This is a genomic window from Magnetospirillum sp. LM-5 (assembly GCF_902729445.1).
Taxonomy (GTDB): domain Bacteria; phylum Pseudomonadota; class Alphaproteobacteria; order Rhodospirillales; family Magnetospirillaceae; genus Magnetospirillum.
Genome location: NZ_CACVCE010000006.1, coordinates 1 through 18,789 on the forward strand (window position 1 = coordinate 1; position 18,789 = coordinate 18,789).

General features: G+C 60.0%; 14 protein-coding genes, 1 tRNA gene and 2 pseudogenes. 7 read left to right on the forward strand and 10 right to left on the reverse strand.

Translation table 11 applies throughout. The features are described 5' to 3' along the window. The 5 genes from hsdR to MTBLM5_RS04150 all read left to right on the forward strand — a co-directional run. Positions 1 to 2,152 (forward strand): EcoAI/FtnUII family type I restriction enzme subunit R (gene hsdR / locus MTBLM5_RS04130; RefSeq protein ID WP_173974532.1); only part of this gene is annotated, 2,152 nt, incomplete at its 5' end. Positions 2,153 to 2,180: 28 nt separating this feature from the next. Beyond that, positions 2,181 to 3,749, forward strand: coding sequence for an N-6 DNA methylase (locus tag MTBLM5_RS04135; RefSeq protein ID WP_173974533.1), 1,569 nt, complete (start codon positions 2,181 to 2,183; stop codon positions 3,747 to 3,749). Beyond that, positions 3,749 to 4,906, forward strand: coding sequence for a restriction endonuclease subunit S (locus MTBLM5_RS04140; RefSeq protein ID WP_173974534.1), 1,158 nt, complete (start codon positions 3,749 to 3,751; stop codon positions 4,904 to 4,906). The genes MTBLM5_RS04135 and MTBLM5_RS04140 overlap by 1 nt, the downstream gene beginning before the upstream one ends. Before the next feature lie 9 nt (positions 4,907 to 4,915). Next, complete coding sequence (locus tag MTBLM5_RS04145) at positions 4,916 to 5,446, forward strand: hypothetical protein (RefSeq protein WP_173974535.1); 531 nt, start codon at positions 4,916 to 4,918, stop codon at positions 5,444 to 5,446. Further along, complete coding sequence (locus MTBLM5_RS04150) at positions 5,446 to 6,213, forward strand: hypothetical protein (RefSeq protein ID WP_173974536.1); 768 nt, start codon at positions 5,446 to 5,448, stop codon at positions 6,211 to 6,213. The genes MTBLM5_RS04145 and MTBLM5_RS04150 overlap by 1 nt, the downstream gene beginning before the upstream one ends. Positions 6,214 to 6,255: 42 nt before the next feature. On the opposite strand, the gene MTBLM5_RS04155 is transcribed toward MTBLM5_RS04150, so the two are convergent. From MTBLM5_RS04155 to MTBLM5_RS04190, 7 genes and pseudogenes are all read right to left on the reverse strand, one after another. Next, a complete protein-coding gene (locus MTBLM5_RS04155; protein ID WP_173974537.1) occupies positions 6,256 to 6,867 on the reverse strand; it encodes a hypothetical protein in 612 nt (203 codons plus the stop codon). 9 nt (positions 6,868 to 6,876) lie between these two features. Beyond that, positions 6,877 to 7,896 carry a hypothetical protein gene (locus MTBLM5_RS04160; protein WP_173974538.1) on the reverse strand — a complete coding sequence of 340 codons (1,020 nt, stop codon included), beginning with the start codon at positions 7,894 to 7,896 and terminating at the stop codon, positions 6,877 to 6,879. A 785-nt stretch (positions 7,897 to 8,681) separates the two neighbouring features. Further along, complete coding sequence (locus MTBLM5_RS19175) at positions 8,682 to 9,419, reverse strand: methyl-accepting chemotaxis protein (RefSeq protein ID WP_371813998.1); 738 nt, start codon at positions 9,417 to 9,419, stop codon at positions 8,682 to 8,684. 192 nt (positions 9,420 to 9,611) lie between these two features. Then, positions 9,612 to 10,534, reverse strand: a pseudogene (locus MTBLM5_RS04175) (IS3 family transposase); the annotation flags it as partial. Next, a pseudogene (locus tag MTBLM5_RS04180) lies at positions 10,530 to 10,844 on the reverse strand (PAS domain-containing protein); the annotation flags it as partial. The pseudogenes MTBLM5_RS04175 and MTBLM5_RS04180, both read right to left, overlap by 5 nt. A 63-nt stretch (positions 10,845 to 10,907) precedes the next feature. Then, complete coding sequence (locus tag MTBLM5_RS04185; protein WP_173974539.1) at positions 10,908 to 11,648, reverse strand: RlmE family RNA methyltransferase; 741 nt, start codon at positions 11,646 to 11,648, stop codon at positions 10,908 to 10,910. Beyond that, a complete protein-coding gene (locus tag MTBLM5_RS04190; protein WP_254430901.1) occupies positions 11,645 to 12,631 on the reverse strand; it encodes a Ppx/GppA phosphatase family protein in 987 nt (328 codons plus the stop codon). The genes MTBLM5_RS04185 and MTBLM5_RS04190 overlap by 4 nt, the downstream gene beginning before the upstream one ends. 179 nt (positions 12,632 to 12,810) lie before the next feature. Here MTBLM5_RS04190 and MTBLM5_RS04195 point away from each other — a divergent pair. Together MTBLM5_RS04195 and MTBLM5_RS04200 are read left to right on the forward strand one after the other, a co-directional pair. After that, positions 12,811 to 12,884, forward strand: a tRNA-Gln gene (locus tag MTBLM5_RS04195). A gap of 115 nt (positions 12,885 to 12,999) precedes the next feature. Next, on the forward strand, positions 13,000 to 14,490 hold the full coding sequence (locus MTBLM5_RS04200) for a tyrosine-type recombinase/integrase (RefSeq protein WP_254430902.1): 1,491 nt from the start codon (positions 13,000 to 13,002) through the stop codon (positions 14,488 to 14,490). Between the two features lie 141 nt (positions 14,491 to 14,631). On the opposite strand, the gene MTBLM5_RS04205 is transcribed toward MTBLM5_RS04200, so the two are convergent. From MTBLM5_RS04205 to MTBLM5_RS04215, 3 genes are all read right to left on the reverse strand, one after another. Beyond that, the gene (locus MTBLM5_RS04205; RefSeq protein ID WP_254430909.1) at positions 14,632 to 15,069 is read right to left on the reverse strand and encodes a DUF6641 family protein; all 438 of its coding nucleotides are present in this window, start codon (positions 15,067 to 15,069) and stop codon (positions 14,632 to 14,634) included. Positions 15,070 to 15,338: 269 nt separating this feature from the next. Next, the gene (locus MTBLM5_RS04210) at positions 15,339 to 17,696 is read right to left on the reverse strand and encodes a bifunctional diguanylate cyclase/phosphodiesterase (protein WP_173974541.1); all 2,358 of its coding nucleotides are present in this window, start codon (positions 17,694 to 17,696) and stop codon (positions 15,339 to 15,341) included. Continuing rightward, positions 17,693 to 18,778, reverse strand: a complete 1,086-nt coding sequence (locus MTBLM5_RS04215; RefSeq protein ID WP_173974542.1) for an ABC transporter substrate-binding protein — start codon at positions 18,776 to 18,778, stop codon at positions 17,693 to 17,695. Before MTBLM5_RS04215 ends, MTBLM5_RS04210 begins: the two co-directional genes overlap by 4 nt. Positions 18,779 to 18,789 lie beyond the last annotated feature (11 nt).

The window sequence follows — 18,789 nt, forward strand, 5'->3', positions numbered from 1 at the left end:
AGCCGCCGACGGGGTTCAGCAGGCCAAGGACTATGCCGAAATCCTTGGGCTGAAATTCGCCTATGCCGCCAACGGTGCCGAGATCATCGAGATCGACTACACCACCGGCATTGAAATGCTCGTGCCCGCTTTCCCGACGCCGGATGAACTATGGGCGCGGCTGCGGGCTGCCGAGGGCGTGGCGGACGACAAGGCCGCCGAGCGCCTGCTGACGCCCAGCTATCCTGATCACAAGAAGCCGCTGCGGTACTATCAGGAGATAGCAGTCAATCGCGCGGTACAGGCCATTGTCCAGGGACGGCGACGCAATCTGCTGACCCTATGCACCGGGGCGGGAAAGACTGCTGTTGCCTTCCAGATTTGCTGGAAACTGTGGTCCAGCCGCTGGAATAAGACCGGCGAATACCGCACCCCAAAAATTCTGTTCCTGGCCGACCGTAACGTGTTGGTGGATGATCCCCACGCCAAGGACTTCGCCCCCTTCGGTGACGCCCGCTACAAGATCGGCGGCGGTGCGCCCAGCCTGGGGCGGGACATGTATTTCGCCATCTATCAGGCCATGGCCGAGGACGAACGCCGCGACGGCCTGTTCCGCGCTTTCCCCAGGGACTTCTTCGACCTGATCATCGTGGACGAATGCCACCGGGGCAGCGCCAGCGACAAGAGCACATGGCGCGATATCCTGGAGCACTTCGATTCCGCCTATCAGCTTGGCATGACGGCGACGCCGCGCCGCGAGGAGAACGTAGACACCTATGCCTATTTCGGCGAACCGCTGTACGTCTACAGCCTCGCCCAAGGCATCGCCGACGGCTTCCTCGCCCCATATCGGGTCCATCGCATCATCACCGATGCCGACGCGGCGGGCTGGCGTCCGACCAGGGGAGAGTTGGACCGCTTTGGGAGGGAAATCCCTGACGACGAATACGAGACCAAAGATTTCGAGCGCGTCGTCGCTCTGCGCGCCCGCACCGAGGCCATTGCCCACCACCTCAGCACCTTCCTGAAGGCGACCGACCGTTTCGCCAAGACCATCGTGTTCTGCGTCGATCAGGACCATGCCAGCGAGATGCGCCGAGCCCTGATCACCGAGAACGCCGACCTCGTGAAGGCTTTTCCTGATTATGTCTGTCGGGTGACCTCCGACGAGGGCGATGTCGGCAAGGGTCACCTATCCCGGTTCCAGGATATTGAAGCTACCTCGCCGGTGATCCTCACCACCTCCCAGCTCCTGACCACCGGTGTGGACGCCCCCACCTGCAAGAACGTGGTGCTGGCCCGTGTCGTCGGCTCCATGAGCGAGTTCAAGCAGATCATCGGGCGTGGCACCCGGCTGAAGCCCGATTACGGGAAGCTGTATTTCAACATCATCGACTACACCGGCACCGCCACCGAGAAGTTCGCTGACTCTAATTTTGACGGTGATCCCGCCGCCACAGGCGGAGCCACTATCGACGAGACAGGCGAGATCGTTACCGAGACCCCAGACGAGGAAACTCCGGTTTCACCCGGCGAATTGGACGACCCTTCTGGGGAAGGCGACCCGCTGCCACCCGATGGTGGGGATGATGACGGAATGCCGCGCAAGTTCTTCGTGGACGGCGGCACCGTCGCAGTGATCCACCATCTGGTCTACGACCTGGACGCCGACGGCAAGAAGCTGACCTGCCGCCAGTTGACCGACTATACCGGAGAGAAGGTCCGCACCCTCTATCCCAGCGCCACAGAATTTCGACACGACTGGCTCGACCCAGACAAGCGCCCGCTGATCGTCGAGGAGTTGCTGGAACGCGGTATCGACGTGGAAAGCCTCGCCGAGACGCTGGACAAACCTGAGGCCGATCCCTTTGACCTGTTGTGTCACCTCGCCTACAACGCGCCACTGCGCTCGCGGCGGGAGCGGGCGGATCGCGTCCGCCATGACGAAGCCGCGTTCTTCGCCCAATACGGCCCCGACGCCCGCGCCGTCCTCGACGCCCTGTTGGAGAAATACGCCGATCATGGTGAGGCCCAGTTCAGGCTTCCCGACGCCTTGGAGGTAGCCCCCTTGGACAGCTTCGGTAATGTTATCGAGATCGCTGGGCGGTTTGGCGGCGCAGCCAAACTAAAGGAAGCTGTTGCGGAATTGACCCAGCTTCTATACGCCGCATAGCCTTTAGCCTTTGAGAGATCAGAACACCATGGCTCGCCAGCCCGGCACAAAGAAGAAGCAACCGACGCAGACCACCGCCCAGCGGCTGGACAGCATTATCAAGTCGGCGCGCAAACACATGCGCAAGGACCGGGGCCTGAACACCGACCTGGAGCGCCTGCCGACTCTGGTGTGGGTCATGTTTCTCAAGTTCCTCGACGACAAGGAACGCATCGAGGAAGAAAAGTCCGTCCTCTCTGGCACTCCCTTTAAACCGGCCATCGCCCGGCCCTACCGTTGGCGTGATTGGGCGGCCAAGTCCGAGGGCATCACCGGCCCCGACCTGATTCGCTTCGTGAATGACGAGAAGGCGGTGCTGCCGGGCAGCGAGGAGGAAGGCCCCGGCCTGTTCGCCTATCTCCGTTCGCTGCGGAACGGTGGCTCGGGTAAGGACCGCCGCGACGTCATCGCCAATGCCTTCCGCTCCATTAGTAATCGGGCGGAAAGCGGCTATGTGCTGCGCGATGTCATCAACCTGATCGACGACATCCATTTCACCAGCTCCGAGGAGATGCAAATCCTTGGGCGGCTATATGAAACTCTGCTGCGTGAAATCCGCGATGCGGCGGGCCAATCGGGTGAATTTTATACCCCACGCCCAGTCGTCCGCTTCATGGTCAATGTCACCGATCCCCGGCTGGGCGAAACCGTCCTCGACCCCGCCTGCGGCACCGGCGGCTTTCTGACCGAGGCATTCGAGCACCTGTCCGCTCAGTGCCGCACCGTCGCCGACCGCAAGACCCTCCAGACCGCCAGCATCTTTGGCGGCGAGGTGAAGTCGCTGCCCTACATGCTGGCCGAAATGGGCCTGCTGCTGCACGGCTTGGAAGCGCCGCAGATCGACCCCGAGAATGGGCTTCGCCACCGTCTGACGGACATCGGCGAGAAGGACCGGGTGAACGTAATTCTCACCAATCCACCCTTCGGTGGCGAGGAGGAGAAGGGCATCCTCAACAACTTCCCCGAGGATAAACGCTGCCAGGAAACCACCCTGCTGTTTCTGCAAATGATCATGCGGCGGCTGAAAAAGGCTGGGAAGGGTCGGGCCGCCGTGGTGGTGCCCAATGGCACCCTGTTCGGCGATGGCGTCGCCGCCCGCATCAAGGCCGATCTGATCGAGAACTACAATCTTCATACCGTGGTGCGACTGCCCGAGGGCGTCTTCGCCCCCTATACGGACATTCCCGCCAACCTGATCTTCTTCGACACCAGCGGCCCGACCAAGGACATCTGGTTCTACGAACACCCACTGCCGCCGGATCGGCGGAAATACACCAAGACCAATGCCCTGGCTTTCGAGGAGTTCGAGCCGTGTCTGTCGTGGTGGGCGAACCGCGAGGAGACCGAACGAGCCTGGAAGGTCCACGGCCACGATCTTATCCAGCGCGATGCCGAGGGCAAGGTGGTCTCCTGTAACCTTGACCTCAAGAATCCGAACGCCGCTGATGCTCTGGACCACCGTCCGCCCGCCGAGCTGGTGGATAGCCTGATAACACACGAGCGCCGTATCCTCGACATCCTGGCCGAGATCAAGGCCACGCTGGCGGAGCCGGTGTGATGGCGAAGCGGTGGCCAGTGGTCGCGTTGAACGATGTGGCCCCCATTCGGAGGCGGCCTGTGGAAACCGCGCCGGGCAACAACTACCCCCTGCTGGCAGTCCGGTCTTTCGGGCGCGGGACGTTTTGCAAGCCTCCGCTCGAGGGGGACGAGATCACATGGCAGAGCCTTTTTCAGGTTCGGGCTGGAGACCTCTTGTTAAGCAACATCAAGGCGTGGGAGGGGGCCGTCGCCGTTGTCGCCAATGACGATGATGGGCGCTACTGTTCGCACCGCTACATCACCTGCGTCGCGGACGAAACCCAGGTTCTTTCGACCTTCCTCGGCTACTACTTCCGTACTCCACAGGCCGTCTGGCAGCTTGCGAAGGCTTCACCGGGGAGTGCTGACAGAAACCGCACATTGAGCATGACCGCGCTCAGGCGGATCACGGTTCCTCTTCCTCCCCTTGATGAGCAGCGCAGAATCGTTGCCCGCCTAGATCAGGTTGAGCGGTTGATGAATGCCCGCCAAGCGGCCATTGAGGCGATGGATGCGGAGGCCGAGGCTATGCTGCGGTCGGCCTTTGACCGTCTCATCGACGGCGCGCCTCTGCGCCCCATGGCCGAGGTTGCACCGCTTGTCCGCCGTCCGGTGGCGGTTATTCCCGAAGACTCTTACCCGGAATTGGGTGTTCGATCTTTCGGGCGGGGAACCTTCCATAAGCCGCCATTGTCCGGGGCAGAGGTCGGATCAAAAAAGCTGTTCTTCATCAAGCCCGGAGACCTCCTGTTCAACATTGTGTTTGCCTGGGAAGGAGCCGTGGCCGTTGCGGCGGAAAGTGATGAAGGACGGGTTGGCTCCCACCGCTTCCTTACCTGCATTCCCCATCATGGAGGTGCCACAGCCGAGTTTCTGCGGTTCTATTTCCTTACCCCCGAAGGGCTTGCCAAACTTGGAGAGGCATCCCCCGGCGGGGCTGGGCGAAACCGCACCCTTGGTTTGAAGGCACTGGAGGCGATAAAAGTGCCCACCCCATCCTTCGACAGGCAACTCTGGTTCGACGGTCTGCAAGCCAAGGCTGGTGAAATGCGCTCCATCCGCGAACAAGCCGCCCGCGACGCCGGTGCCTTGCTTCCCGCCATGCTCCACGAAATCTTCGGCGGTGGGGAGGTGTAGACAACCACCATGCCCGACCGCCTGCCGCCCCTCATCGCCGCCACCAAGACCCTGGCCTCAACGCCCAAGTGGGCGGAACTGGACGACCAGTTTACCTTCACGGTGGCGCTGGACATCGACGGGGTTACCCAGATTGGCTTGCGGTTGAGAGGGCGATGTGCGCGGGAGTATTCCGACCAAAATCTGACCTTTCAAATCGAGTATCAGTTTCGTGGAATAGCCAGATTTGCCCCGGTCACACGCGTAGACTGGAAGCCGATAAAGCCACACAACAACCGACATTTTGGCCCTCCGGCATTGCGGCTAATGCGCTTTCACGCCTCGCACATTCACCCGTTTCAGGAAAACCACGAATGGATGTCGGGGAATGGTCAGCCGTTGGCCGAAAACCTCAAGGCGTATGATCTTCCCATCGCTATTCCGATGGAGCACGAACCGGATACTGTGTCCGCGCTAATGACTTTGGCTGGACGATGCTTCAATATCGACGGTATGAATGCCATCCTGGGTCCCCCGTGGAAGGCCCCGAGGTTGTTATGATGACGAACGGACTGAACGAACAGAGCAAGGCGTTTCAGGAGGTCGTGGACGGTGTAGCCCGTGCTATGGCCGACGTGCGCCATGCGCAGGACGCTTCGTTCGTCAGCCTGCCCGTCATGTATCCCAGCGGCTCGCTGGTAGTTGTCCGCATCGACCCCCACCACGATGGCCGCTATCTGGTGTCAGACGCGGGGCTGGGTTTCGAGGAAGCCGATTTGATGGGAGCGGGCCGGTTGTTCGCCCACTCCGCCCCTGCCGTCGCCATGCGGGCCGGTGTCCATTTCGACCGGCACACCTTTTCCTTGGGGGTACGCCAGGAACAACTTGTCGGTGCCGTCTCGGTCATTGCCGCCTGTTCACAAGAGGCGGTCCAGGTCGCCGCCTTCCGGCTGGACGAAAGGAAGAAGGCCGACGCCGCCGACCGCCTGTGCGAACGTCTCTTCCGCCTGTTCACCCCCGCCAAGGTCGAGCGCGGGGCGACTGTCATCGGCGCGTCGAACACGCCCTGGACCGTAACCGCGCTGGTGCGGGCCGATGGTCATAAGGCCGTCTACGAACCCGTGTCCGAGCATGCCAATTCGGTGGCCTCCGCCCTGACCAAGTTCGTGGACTTGACCCAGTTGGAGTATCCCCCCGCCCGCATCGCCGTGGTGCGGAACAAGGACGCATTGGGAACCCGGCTGGCGCTGATTTCGACGGCGGCCAACGTGGTCGAGGAAGGGGTGTCTGATCAGACTTTGGAGCGGCTGGCGGTGGACGCGGCTTAAATGGATTTGACGATCTGGTGAAGCAGACGTTCGATGCGGCGCTTAGCACGCAGGAGGTTGCTCTCCGTTGCGCTTGTTGTGGTGGGGGCCGACCATGTGGATGCGGTCTGAAAGGTAGTAAAGCGCCACAAGGGTCGTGATAAGCATGTTGGCTTGCCAGAAGCCATATGCAGCCATAAATGCAGCCTTAGCCCAGACATGGTAGCCCTGTGGGATAACCATCGCTAACGAGGGGGCGACGATGTTGGCGATGAGTCCTCCAAGATATAGGCCGATACTCAAGAAGGTGAGGTAGCCGAACATCGCGCTGAGAAACCGTCGTCTCGTCAACTCCAAGACAAAGGGTTTTCCCCTGTAGGTAACTGCCAATGTCGGAGGAACCTCCGGCATCGGGTCGTCCATGTCGGCCTTGTTGAACGTGGAAATAGCTGCGAGGGCGGCGATATAGAAGCCCGGCAGGATTTGGACAAGCTGTCCCAGGCGGTCGATAAGACCTGATGGTCCAAAAACGCTCGGCGGGACCGGAAGGATAAAGAATACGCCAACCGCAATGGCGGTCAGCCCGCCGGGTAGGTACCAGTCATATTTGCGCTTGGTCTCGTGCTGGATACGGAGATAATCCAGCGGAGCAAGTAGGCGGTTGGTCCAGCCCATAGAATAACCTCATCCCGTAGCCCCGGCTCGGGCCGGGGCTACCTCTTCTTCAAGGGCAGTGGTCTCAGTGGATGATTGCTTTCGCATCTCCTCCATGAGCGCGAGCATCTTCTTCAACATGTCGGCACGCAAGGTATCTGTCGCCTGCTTCATCGGCTCGATAAACCCATCAATCATTTCGTAGCGGGTATATAGAACATCTCCGACATCCTCTCGCCCAGCTGCAACACTGATGGTGCGGTCCGTTCCTTCCGCCCTCTTGAACCTGATCTTGACACCATCAAAGTTGTCCTGCTTTGCCCGCCTTGTGACCGCACCAATCACCTCCAGGGCACGCTCGCCTAGAGATTGTTTGACGGTGAGGCGCAAAGTCCGCGTGACCTCCTTGGTGTATCCAAACTCGTCGTAATCGACCTGAGCAGGTCGGGTCTGAACAAGCTCAAACCCCTTGACCTCTCCTCGCTCAAGATCGTCTCTAAGCCGCTGGGACATGGAGCCGTCGATCTTGGCAATCGGCCTGAAACGATGTTCCTGCCGATTGGGATCGGTAAACGTATATTCGTGCGGGGCGGCATCAGCTATGACTTTGAACTGCTTGGTCATGAATGGCTCGATCTTGGTCCGTCCAACTCCGGGGATGTCTTCGAGGACGGCCAGATAGGATGTTCCACCTTCTCGGATCGGGTCGAGGGCAATCATCATATGGGCGCAATATGAGCCACCCTCATTCTCTTCTTTAACAACCTCACGTTGCGTGCCGGTGGTCAGGTCTTCGTACACCGTGTTTGGAACATCGGGGTCAGCATAATTGAAAAGGAGGCTTGCCGTGCGGTGCGCCAAGTCCACCGACATATCGCGGATACGGAGAACCTTTTTGCCATTTTCAATTCGGTCAACCGCTTCGCCTGACACAACTCGCTTCTGGAGTTCCTGGATCAGCGGCTCAAGAGGTACTGATGGCGCGATGTCTGGGTACATCTTTAACGTCAGGTCGTAGATGAAGACCCATCTTTCCCATTGGCTAAGCATCACCACTCCCTCGGTAGCCTCAACACCTACATTACGTGATGATTGCCGCGAGGACAACTAGCCGGAGAAGGATATTCCGGTGCTTAATCCCATTGGAGGGGGGGTGGTAATGGACTGAGGGCTCATTTTGATTCTACCACCCAATCACCTCGTTAGCTGAACCCGAGTTCGGTATAAGCCAAGGCGTGCCCCCGCAACCAACAACAAAGCCCGTAACTGGAAACAGTTGCGGGCTTTTGTCGTTTTGGCCGGCGGAGGTGCCGCGGGCGCGGGGTAAGCACGGGGTAAGCGGAGCACCGCAAGCTTGCGCCGGCAGCCGCAAGGAAAGCCTGTTTGCGGCCAAGCCGAATTATGGCGAAGATGGACCAATATCCATCGCTGCAGGACCCGGATGGCCACGATTGGGCGATGATCCCCTCACCAGCCTGCCGCCCGTCGCAGCAGCCTGATCAACCCGGCCATCCCTGCCGGAGATCAAACGGCGACAGCGCTGTTATACCAATCCTTGGGACACGGGCACAGTTCCCGACAGATCAATCACGAAATGCGCGGGCCACTTGATTGCTGAGCGGCTGCATGAGATGGAAAATCGGGGTCAGAGTCCATTTTGACTGATCTATTTCAGTAGCCAAGGTGTGATGCATGGCTCGGCTTGCCCGCCAAGACGTTCCCGACGGACGGCGCAGGCATCATCGATGGGGCGTCACGACGTGAGTCCAAAGCCAAGGCCGGGGAATTCCTGGCCAAGGTCATCACGAGGGGCAGCCCAACAATGTCCGATAATTCTAAGCGGACCTGATCTCGCCCAGGAAGCCCTGGACCTCGCTGGCCAACTGGTTGGACACATCCTGCAGCGCCACTGCCGCGCCGGTGACCTGATCGGCCATCAGCTTGGTTTCCTCGGCGGCGTTGGCGACTTCCGCCACGTTCTCGGCGGCCTGGTGGGTGCCTTCCGCCGCCTGCGACACCGAACGGGCGATCTCCTGGGTGGCGGCGCCTTGCTCCTCGACCGCGGCCGAGATCGCCGCCGACAATTCGTTGATGGTCTCGATGGTCGAGGCGATGCCGCGAATGGCATCCACCGCGACGCGGGTCTCGCCCTGGATGGCCGACACCTGCTGGGTGATTTCCTGGGTGGCCCGCGCCGTCTGGTTGGCTAGGCTTTTCACCTCGTTGGCGACGACGGCGAAGCCCTTGCCGGCTTCGCCAGCACGCGCCGCCGCGATGGTGGCGTTCAAGGCCAGCAGGTTGGTGGCGGCGAGGCGCGAGTCGGCCTCCTTGTCGCGGCCGGCTTTCAGGTCGAACGCCGCGAATGCAAACTGCAGCATGGTCGCTCGCATCGAATCGTTGATCTGGCCCAATTGGCCGGCCGGGACCACGCGGTCGGCGTAAACCGTCTGGACCGCGCCATTGGAGTGCTTCATGCCCACCAATCCGATTGCGGCCGATATGATCATCAGGATCAGCATCAGCGACAAAGCGATCCACAGAATGCCTGAAACACTCTGCGCAATCTCATTCATCCGCCCCTTCAGCCCCGTCCTCACCACGGCGCCTTCTCGAATTTGCACACCGTGCACCCGCCCTTCCCGGAAGTCGGCATAAAGCTTTTCGGCCGCCGCCACCTGCTCGCGGCTGGGCTTCGAGCGGATCGACACAAAGCCGGTGATCTGGCCGTCTGGCCTGCTGCCGGTTTGGTGGACAGATTGTTTAGCTCATGACGCCTTCATTTCGTACTCCATGGGGCTGAGATATCCCAGGGTGGAATGTCGCCGTTTGGGGTTATAGAACCGCTCGATGTAGTCGAAGACATCGGCCCTGGCATGGTCGCGGGTGCGATAGACCTTCCTGGCGGTCCGTTCGGTCTTGAGCGACGAGAAGAAGCTCTCCATGGCGGCATTGTCCCAGACGTTCCCGGCTCGGCTCATGGAGCATTGAATGCCCTGATCGGCCAACAGGCGTTGGAACTGGTCGCTGGTGTACTGGCTGCCGCGATCGGAGTGGTGAAGCACGGCGTCGGGTCTGCCGCGCCGCCACACCGCCATCATCAGGGCATCGACCACCAGTTGGGAGGTCATGGCGGCGTTCATGGACCACCCCACGACACGGCGCGAGAACAGGTCGATCACCGCCGCCAGGTACAACCAGCCCTCCGCCGTCCAGATATAGGTGAAGTCGGCCACCCATTTTCGGTTGGGAGCATCGGCGCTGAATTGCCGATCCAACACATTGCATGCAATGGCCTCGGATTTGCGTTCGCCGCCATCCTTGGGCAAGCCGCGCCGACGCGGACGAGCCCGCAGGGCGTTCTGCCGCATCAGCCGCTTGACCCTATGCAGGCCACAGGCTAAGCCGTCGGCCAGGACATCGCGCCACACACGGCGTGCGCCATAGGTGCGGTCACTGGACAGAAAGCTCGCCAAGGCCGAGGCGGAAATCTCGGTGTCTTGCCGGGACCGCCGGCTGGGCGGACGGTTCAGCCAGGCATGAAAGCCACTGCGCGAGACACCGAGCGCCTCGCAAAGCCACGTCACCGGCCAGACCCCTCGGTGTTTCGCGATGAACCCGAACCTCATAGGGAGTCCTTCGCGAAGTAGGCCGCGGCTTTTTTTAGGATGTCGCGTTCCGCCTTNGTCTTCGGTGATCGGGGTGACGTTGGCGCGCACCCAGTAATAATCGCCGCCCTTGGTGCGGTTCTTGACGAAACCTTCCCACGGCTTGCCCATCTTGATGGTTTCCCACAAATCGGCGAACGCCTCTTTCGGCATGTGGGGATGGCGCACCAGATTGTGCGGAGAGCCCAGCAGCTCATCCTCGGTGAAACCGCTGATGTCGATGAAGGCCTTCTTGACGAAGGTGATCCGCCCACCCGCATCGGTCCGAGACACCAGCATGGTGCCATCGCCCATGATGACCTCGCGGTTCGTGATCGGCCCGTTGTCGCGCATCAAGAAACCTCCGCCCCAAAAAGGTATAACCTAAGTATAAATACAGAGGCATGGCACAAAGGTTCAAGAAGATTCCTGCTCCCGTCCCTTGAAACCGGAGGCGATGACGTATGTTTCCGCCGATTCCTTGCGACTGGCGGGCGGCTTGGCGTGGCGCACCGTGGCGAAGTTGCGCTTCAACTGGTCCAGCAGGCCCCGTTCGGTGCCGCCCTGGAAGACCTTGGCGACGAAGGTGCCGCCCGGGACCAGCACCTCCAGGGCGAAGTGCAGCGCCACCTCGACCAGGCCGATGATGCGCAAATGGTCGGTGGGCGGATGGCCGGTGGTCGGCGCGGCCATGTCCGACACTACCACGTCGGCGGGGCCGCCCAGCGCCTCTTTCAGGCGGTCGGGTGAATCGTCGGCCAGGAAGTCGCCCTGCATCGAAATGGCGCCGGGAACCGGGTCGTATTCCAGGATATCCATGCCGACCACGCAGCCCTTGGCGCCGACGCGGGCGACCGCCACCTGGGTCCAGCCGCCGGGAGCGGCGCCCAGATCGACGACGCGCTGGCCGGACTTCAGGAAATGGAAGCGGTCGTCCAGCTCGATCAACTTGAAGGCCGCGCGCGAGCGATAGCCCAGCTTGCGGGCCTCGTGCACATAGGGGTCGTTCAACTGGCGCTGCAGCCAGCGGGTCGAGGACGGCTTGCGCCCCCGCGCGGTCTTGACCCGTTCGACCAGCATGCGGCTGCCCGAACCCTTGGCGCCGCCGCCGGACTTGCTTTTGGTGCCGCCCTTGGCCCCGCCCTTGGTGGCGCTCATGCTTCTTGTTCCTCGCGCATCAAACCCAACAGAACCCCTTCGCGCACGCCGCGATCGGCCACCCGCAGGGTGTTCAGCGGCCAGGTGCGGCAGACAGCTTCCAGGATGGCGCAGCCGGCGATGACCAGATCGGCGCGTTCCGGCCCGATGCAGGGATGGCCGGCCCGTTGCGACGGCGTCAGGTCGTGCAGCCAGCGGGTCACCGCCGCGATGTCGGCAAAGCCCAGATCCAGCCCATCGACCAAGGTCCGATCGTAGCGATCCAGCCTGAGATGCAAGGCCCCCAGAGTGGTGACGGTCCCCGAGGTCCCCATCATCTGCACCAATCCATCGACCAAATGCTGTCCGATGCCGTGGCGCTGGTCGAACGGGGCCAGGCGGGCGGCGATGGCCTCGACCGCCTGGTCGTAGCCGTCGGCCGAGAACAGCCGCTCGCCCAGATGCTCGGTCAGGGTGACCACGCCCAGCGGCAGGGACTGAATGCCCTTGACGTCGTGGCGGCCGCTGGAGAGATCGACCCAGGCGACCTCGGTCGAGCCGCCGCCGATGTCGAACACCAGGGCCCACGGCAGGCCCGGCCGCATCAGCGAGGCGCAGCCGGCCAGGGCCAGCGCCGCTTCTTCCTCGGGGCTGATGATGTCGAGATCCAAGCCGGTTTCGGCGAAGACTCTTTCGCCGAATTCGGCGCAATTGTCGGCGCGGCGACAGGCCTCGGTGGCGACCAGGCGGGCGTGGGTGACGCGGTTGCGCCCCATTTTCTCGGCGCAGGCCTTCAAGGCCAGGATGGTCCGGTCCATGGCCGCATCGGACAGCCGGCCGCTGGCGGCCAGCCCCTCGCCCAGACGGGTGACGCGCGAGAAGGCGTCGATCACCCTGAATCCGACCAGGGCGGGGCGCGCCACCAGCATCCGGCAATTGTTGGTGCCAAGATCAAGGGCGGCGAAAACCGGGTCGCGGGGGTACAGGGGAGCCAGGGAACTCAACGCGGAACTCACCACGGGAAAGCGGGGCGGGGAACGAATGGGCCGGCATGTTACCCGCCCGGCCCCCAGGACCCAAGGGAAATGTCCCGCACAGCCAAATTCCCCCTTTGCAACCGCCGAAACGCTGTGATAGAAGGTCCCCCTCTCGCGGTCGGCCACCGGCCCCGCCAGACCCCTGCTGGGGGATCGTCTAACGGTAGGACAGCGGACTCTGACTCCGCCAGTCTAGGTTCGAATCCTAGTCCCCCAGCCATCTACTCCCAAGCAAAATCAACAAGTTAGCAATGAGCAGTGGCGCTCTCATTGCGTCAAAAAACCGTTAGCAGTACATTAGCAGTGCTCAAACGCTGTCCAGCATGGATTTTCCCATGCTGCGTTGCAATAAATTGAGCGTTTGTGAGGCTTTGATGGGCGACGTTGTTCATATCCTCGGCGGCTCAATAGCGCTCTATCAGCGTCTCTACATGGGCACTCAGACCTGGACAGCCCGCTACAAAATTCGCGGCATGAAAGGCTATCTGACCAAAACCACGGGCAAACGCGACTTGGCGGAGGCCAAGGAAGTAGCCTTGGAGAAGCACGCAGAACTGACTGCCGATTTCCGCCGTGGAATTCCCATTCGCAGCCGCACCTTCAAACTGGCCGTCAACGCCTACTTGGAAGATCTGCAAACGGCAGTTCTGACAGGCAGGGCCACGGAACGGACGATGAAGGACAACAAGGCGGTCATTGATCGCTATCTGCTGCCCTATTTTGAGAGCAAGGCCATTGATGCAATCAGGCAGGAGCAGATTGAGGCGTACAAGCTGTGGCGGCTGACATATTGGACGACAGGGCCAGGAGCGACGGACACCACCCGCAAATACATGCGCGGCGGCAAGCTCATCAAATCCAAGCGCCCGCAAAAGACCCAAACGCAGCGCTCGGGGGAAATCTTCATCCTCAAGGCCATCTTCAATTCAGCCCGCAAGCGCGGTTGGGTGAAACGCGATCAAATCCCCGACATTGAGGACGATCAGCGCAAGGCCGAACGTCGGCCCGCGTTCACGGAAGCGGAATGGAAGCGCATCATCGCGGCCATGCCCAGCTACATTGAGGGCGCGAAGGGCCTGCTGGTCGAGGCTGACCGCAAGATGGTCTGCGCCTACATGCAGTTCATGTTTGAAACGGGACTGCGGCCAGGAAAAGAGCACCAGCAACTGACATGGGCAGATTGCGAACTGATCACCAATAGGGCTGAGGTTGGCACGGCCAAGGAAACTCACATTCACGTCCGCGCCGACACCAAAACGGGCAAGCGCACAGCGGTCAGCAGCGAGGAAACTTGGGAGGTTTTGAACCACATCAAGACGTTTTCTCCGTGGACCAAGCCCAGCGATCCCATTTTCGCCGACCGCAAGACAGGCAAACCCATCAAGAGCTTTGCGAAGGGCATTTCGGCGTTGCTGAAGACGGCTGGTTTGGAACATGACCGCAATGGCGTGAAATTCTCCCCATACAGTCTGCGCCATACCTATGCCACCGACCGACTGATCAGGGGCAGCGTGGATGTTTGGCTGCTGGCGAAGAACATGGGCACCAGCGTGGAGATGATCCGAAAGCACTATGGGCAGGACGAGCCGAAGCAGCGCTCGCACGAACTGATCCACGACAAGGTGCAATTGGACATGGCCGCTTGGATGGCAATTCTGAAAACCAATCCCGCGCTCGCCGAGGAAGTTATGCGTAAGGCCAATGCGCCCGAAGGGCCGATCTACGATCCAAACGCTCCCGAGGCACCGCCCGATCCGAACGCGCCGCGAAAGCCCAAGAAGTTCAGGCTGAGCGACATGATTGATAAGCCGAAAGACCCCGACTGAGTGTCGTGTTACACGACAGGCGCACCTTATATATAGGCCGCCGTCGCAGCGGCCCTTTGCGCGTCACACAAACCGCCAATTTGAACAGCGGGCATTACGGCACTCATGGAAACAGCCCCGCTTGTACGGGGCTGTTTGGCGTTAAGCGAGCTTCTTGCCGAAGCGTCCCTTCATCGCGACCAACTGCTTGTCCAGTTCGCCAGCCACCACGGCATCGCGCACCAGCGTCAGCGTCGGGACCAGTTCCGCCACATCACCGATCTCAATGGCCGTCTTCTTCGGCTTGATCTCGATGATCTTGTTGCCGTAGCGCACTTCCAGCATGAACGCCCCATTGGCCTCCTGCCAGTACCAGGGGCGAAATTTGACCAGTCGGTCTTGCAGGGTCTTGTTGCCCTCGCTGTCCTTCGTCCAGCGCTTGCGCCGAATTTCAAAGCTCTCGCCCTTCTGCATCGCTTCCGCAGCAGCGATCTGCTGATTGATGGCCTCCACCAGCTTGTGCCGCAGGCGCCCTTCAGGCGTGGCCGCAACAGCACGTCGGGTCTTCTCGCTCAGCTTCAGCTTGTCCAATGCACTCATCATCACACCCTCCGATTGGGAACACATGACGAACACACTATGCTCTGATAGCCGAGCTGGACAACCGAAAGGCACTTGTTGGGAAACACGACAAGTTGGCCAACCCGCCATCGTTCAGGCCTGTTGCGAGGCTTTGAACGCTCTCGTCGCCGGATCCGGCCGGATCAAGAGCCTTTTTTCCAGCCATGGATCAGAAAGGTCATCTCGTAGGCTTGCGGAATAAGACGTGCCTCATCCGAAATTATCAGGAGTTCAGAAGGCGTTGCGATTCAGGATGAACCTTCAGAACGGTTCCGCCTAATCAGGTCTTCAAACTGTTCTATGGGAGCCGGTTTGTGGAATAGATACCCCTGGATGTAATCGACACCCATGGTTTTGAGCAGATCATTTTGGGCTTGGTCTTCGACCCCCTCGGCGGTAACGACGAGCCCCAAGTGATGGGCCAGGGCCACAGTTGCCGCGACGATATCGCGATGGCGCGGGCGTTCAACCATATCAACGATAAAACTTCGGTCGATTTTAAGCTTTGAGAATGGAAAGTCCCGAAGATAGCTGAGGGATGAGTAACCGGTGCCGAAATCGTCGATTGCCAGCGGGAAGCCCATTTCATCAATGGCCTTGAGATAGGCGCCAGCGGTTTTCATATCCCCGGCGAACACCCCCTCTGTGACCTCGATTTCAAGGGCGGCCAGGGGATAGCGTTCTCGAATGCCTTCGAGACGCGACAGCAGGTCCGTGCTGCGGAATTCCACGGCACTGATGTTCACCGAAATTGGCGCCTGAAAGCCAAGATGATCCGACATTGCGGACGATGCCTTTGCAGCATTTTCCACGATCCACTCGCTGATCGGCACAATTGCTCCGTTGCGCTCGGCGAGAGGGATGAATTCTCCCGGCGGGACCAGCGCGCCATCTCGTTCCCAGCGCACCAAAACTTCCGCGCCGCGCACAATTCCATCGACCGGAGATACAAACGCCTGAGCGAAAAGGCGCAGTTCATCTCGTGCTACCGCTTGGCGTAGATCGTTGTCGAGTTCGAAGCGGCGCTTAACCTGTTCGTCGAGAGTCCGATTGAACAGGCGATAGGTGCCGCCGCCGGTTTCCCGAGCTCTAATGGCGGCTGAATAGGCGTCATCGATAAGAATTGCCGCATCGCTGCCGTCGCGTGGGAATACCGCGACACCAGCCCGCAGGGTCAACGCGATCATTGACCCCGCCACGGCGTATGGTGCACTGCATTCGCGCAGGGCTCGGGCAGCTTGAATTTCTGCCTCACTGGCGATACCCAGGCCGGGAAGGACGAGGAGGAACTCATCTCCTGCCAGGCGACAGACCAGAGCGGGCGGGGGAAACAACTCCTGAAGCCGCTTTGCAACGACTTTGATTACCTCGTTGCCAGACTCGTAGCCAAATGTCTCGTTGACCCGAGTCAAGCCGTCGATGTCGAGATAGATAACGGCGGTCATGGTGCCGCCACCAAGGACCTGACGAAGTCGCTCGCGACCAAAGTCGCGGTTCGGGAGACCCGTCAAATCGTCCACTGTCTCCTTTCGGAGGAGGGCTGCTTCATACCCTTTCTGGTCGGTAATGTCCTCGGTGATGATCAGGTTGTGGGTGATCTGCCCGGCGTCGTCCTTAATGGGGGAAACCACCGCCCTCAACCACCGGCCTGTCATCTCGTCAAAATATTCCCCCGACCATGCCTCGGATCGCAGCCTTCCATCTTGAAGCAATGTGGTTATGGCTGACTCATCTGGTCCATGGATGCGCTGATGGGCCGTATTCCGGAAACGAGCAACACCTTCGGCATCAATGAGGACGATTGCCGCCGGACTTTGGCTGACGGCGGTTTCAAGAAGTTGGAGGTCCTGCTGTTGAGCTGTGATGGTCTCAAATGCCTTATCGATCGCCGACGAAATTCCCGCCAATTCATCAGAGCCCTCTAAGGTACAGCGCGCCTCCCGATCGCCGCCACGGAACCGAGAAATCGATTGAATAATCCTCTGGCTGGGCTTCGCCACGGCCTCATTGATGAGCCACCAGCAGAGGAGAGAAAATAGAACGTTGACCCCGAGCAGTGCCGCGCTACGTTTAAGTTCGGCAAACTTGGCGGCTGATAAACGCCACGCAGTTCCATGTTCGACAAGGAGGTACACACACCTGCGCACGGAGATGGTGCCCGGCACGACCTCGCAAATTGGCGCCACGCCATAAACGTGTTCATCTGCCCATGATTTGACCGTAACAGAATTAATGTTTGAGAGACTAATCTGGCGGAACCAAGGCGAGGCAAGCATGCGAGGCGCAAGCTCAGCGTCAGAAGTTTCGATTATGCGGCCATCAGCGTTTACCAGCAGTGCAACGTCGTCATGAGCCAAGATGGCCAGGGATTTGAGTAAGACGGCGAGCTCTTCCCGGTGGTTTTCATCCACGAGGGGGCCTGCCAGCCCTTGAGCAAGATGAAGTTGTCCTCTCAGATCGATAACGGCTTCGTGCTGTGCTCGTCTGAGAGCATCCCACACAGACAGCCCAAACACGACGGCATGGCTACCCAGACCAAGTATAAATAGCGCAACAATTACCTGGGCAGCCACGGGGAGACGGGACAGAACGGCACGAACGTTCACCGGTGCACCTCCCCTGAAATCATTGGGGTGGGCGCTCCAGAGGGGGAAATCCCATACCTTTGCATGATTTGCCAGAGTTTCAGTGAAGTCTCGGCCAGCCGTTGACCGGACCCTAGGATCAGGGTCTCAGACTCTTCAGCATTGGGAAATGCAATATCTTTTAGGGCCGCCCTAAGCTCCGGTTCCGAAAGGCCGGTACGCTTCGTAACGCCAGCAGCCAAAGCGGGATCTAGGGCGACCAGCTTTTTCCGGCCAAACTCCCATGCATCACGCAGATGCCTGATGGCTGCAGGATTGCTGTCCAGGGACTGATCCCTGACCACCAAAACATCGAGGACTTCGTTGGGAATGTCCCTTGAGGAAAAAATTTGCCGCGCTCCTAGCGAGAGAAGCTTTGTGCGGATAGGGTCAAAGGTGATCACCCCATCGACCTCACCGCTGACATAGAGCCGCTCTTGCCGGTCAATCGGCGCTTCGATCAATTTCACGTCATTCGGATGCAATGACATCTTTTCAATCATGCGCGCCGCCATGTAGGCGCCCATCGCCTTGCCCTCGAATGCTATCCTTGCACCTTGAACGCTGAGTGCCTCTGTGGCTCTGGGATTGATGACCACTGCGTCAGCGCCGTTCGATATGTCCGCGACCAGCAGCACACGGATTTGGGTTCCTGAGTGCTTGAGAAGCAGTGCCTCGTCGAGGGTAAGCGCGGCTGCGTCAAGAATTCCATTTTGCAGTGCGCGGATGGTTTCTGTGGTCGAGGACATATCCACGACCCGGACAATTTTGGGGTCAAGCGCCAAGGCATCTCGGGCGACAAGCAGGGGTTCGTAGCCGAGCCATGGGTTTATGCCGATGCGAAACGGTGGCCCAGGAATCCTCAATCCAATCGCGACGGCAAAGAATGCCACAGCAGCAAAGACAGAGAAAACCACGAAGATTCTCTCCCACCTAGATACCAATATTGCTCGAAAACGATCCACCTGCCAATTTTCTCCAATAGGATATTTAGCGAAGGCCTGCTGGATGATGCCGCACTTAAACTGGTAACTGTGACAATAAAGGTAGTATTGCAAATGCATGGTTTGTGGAG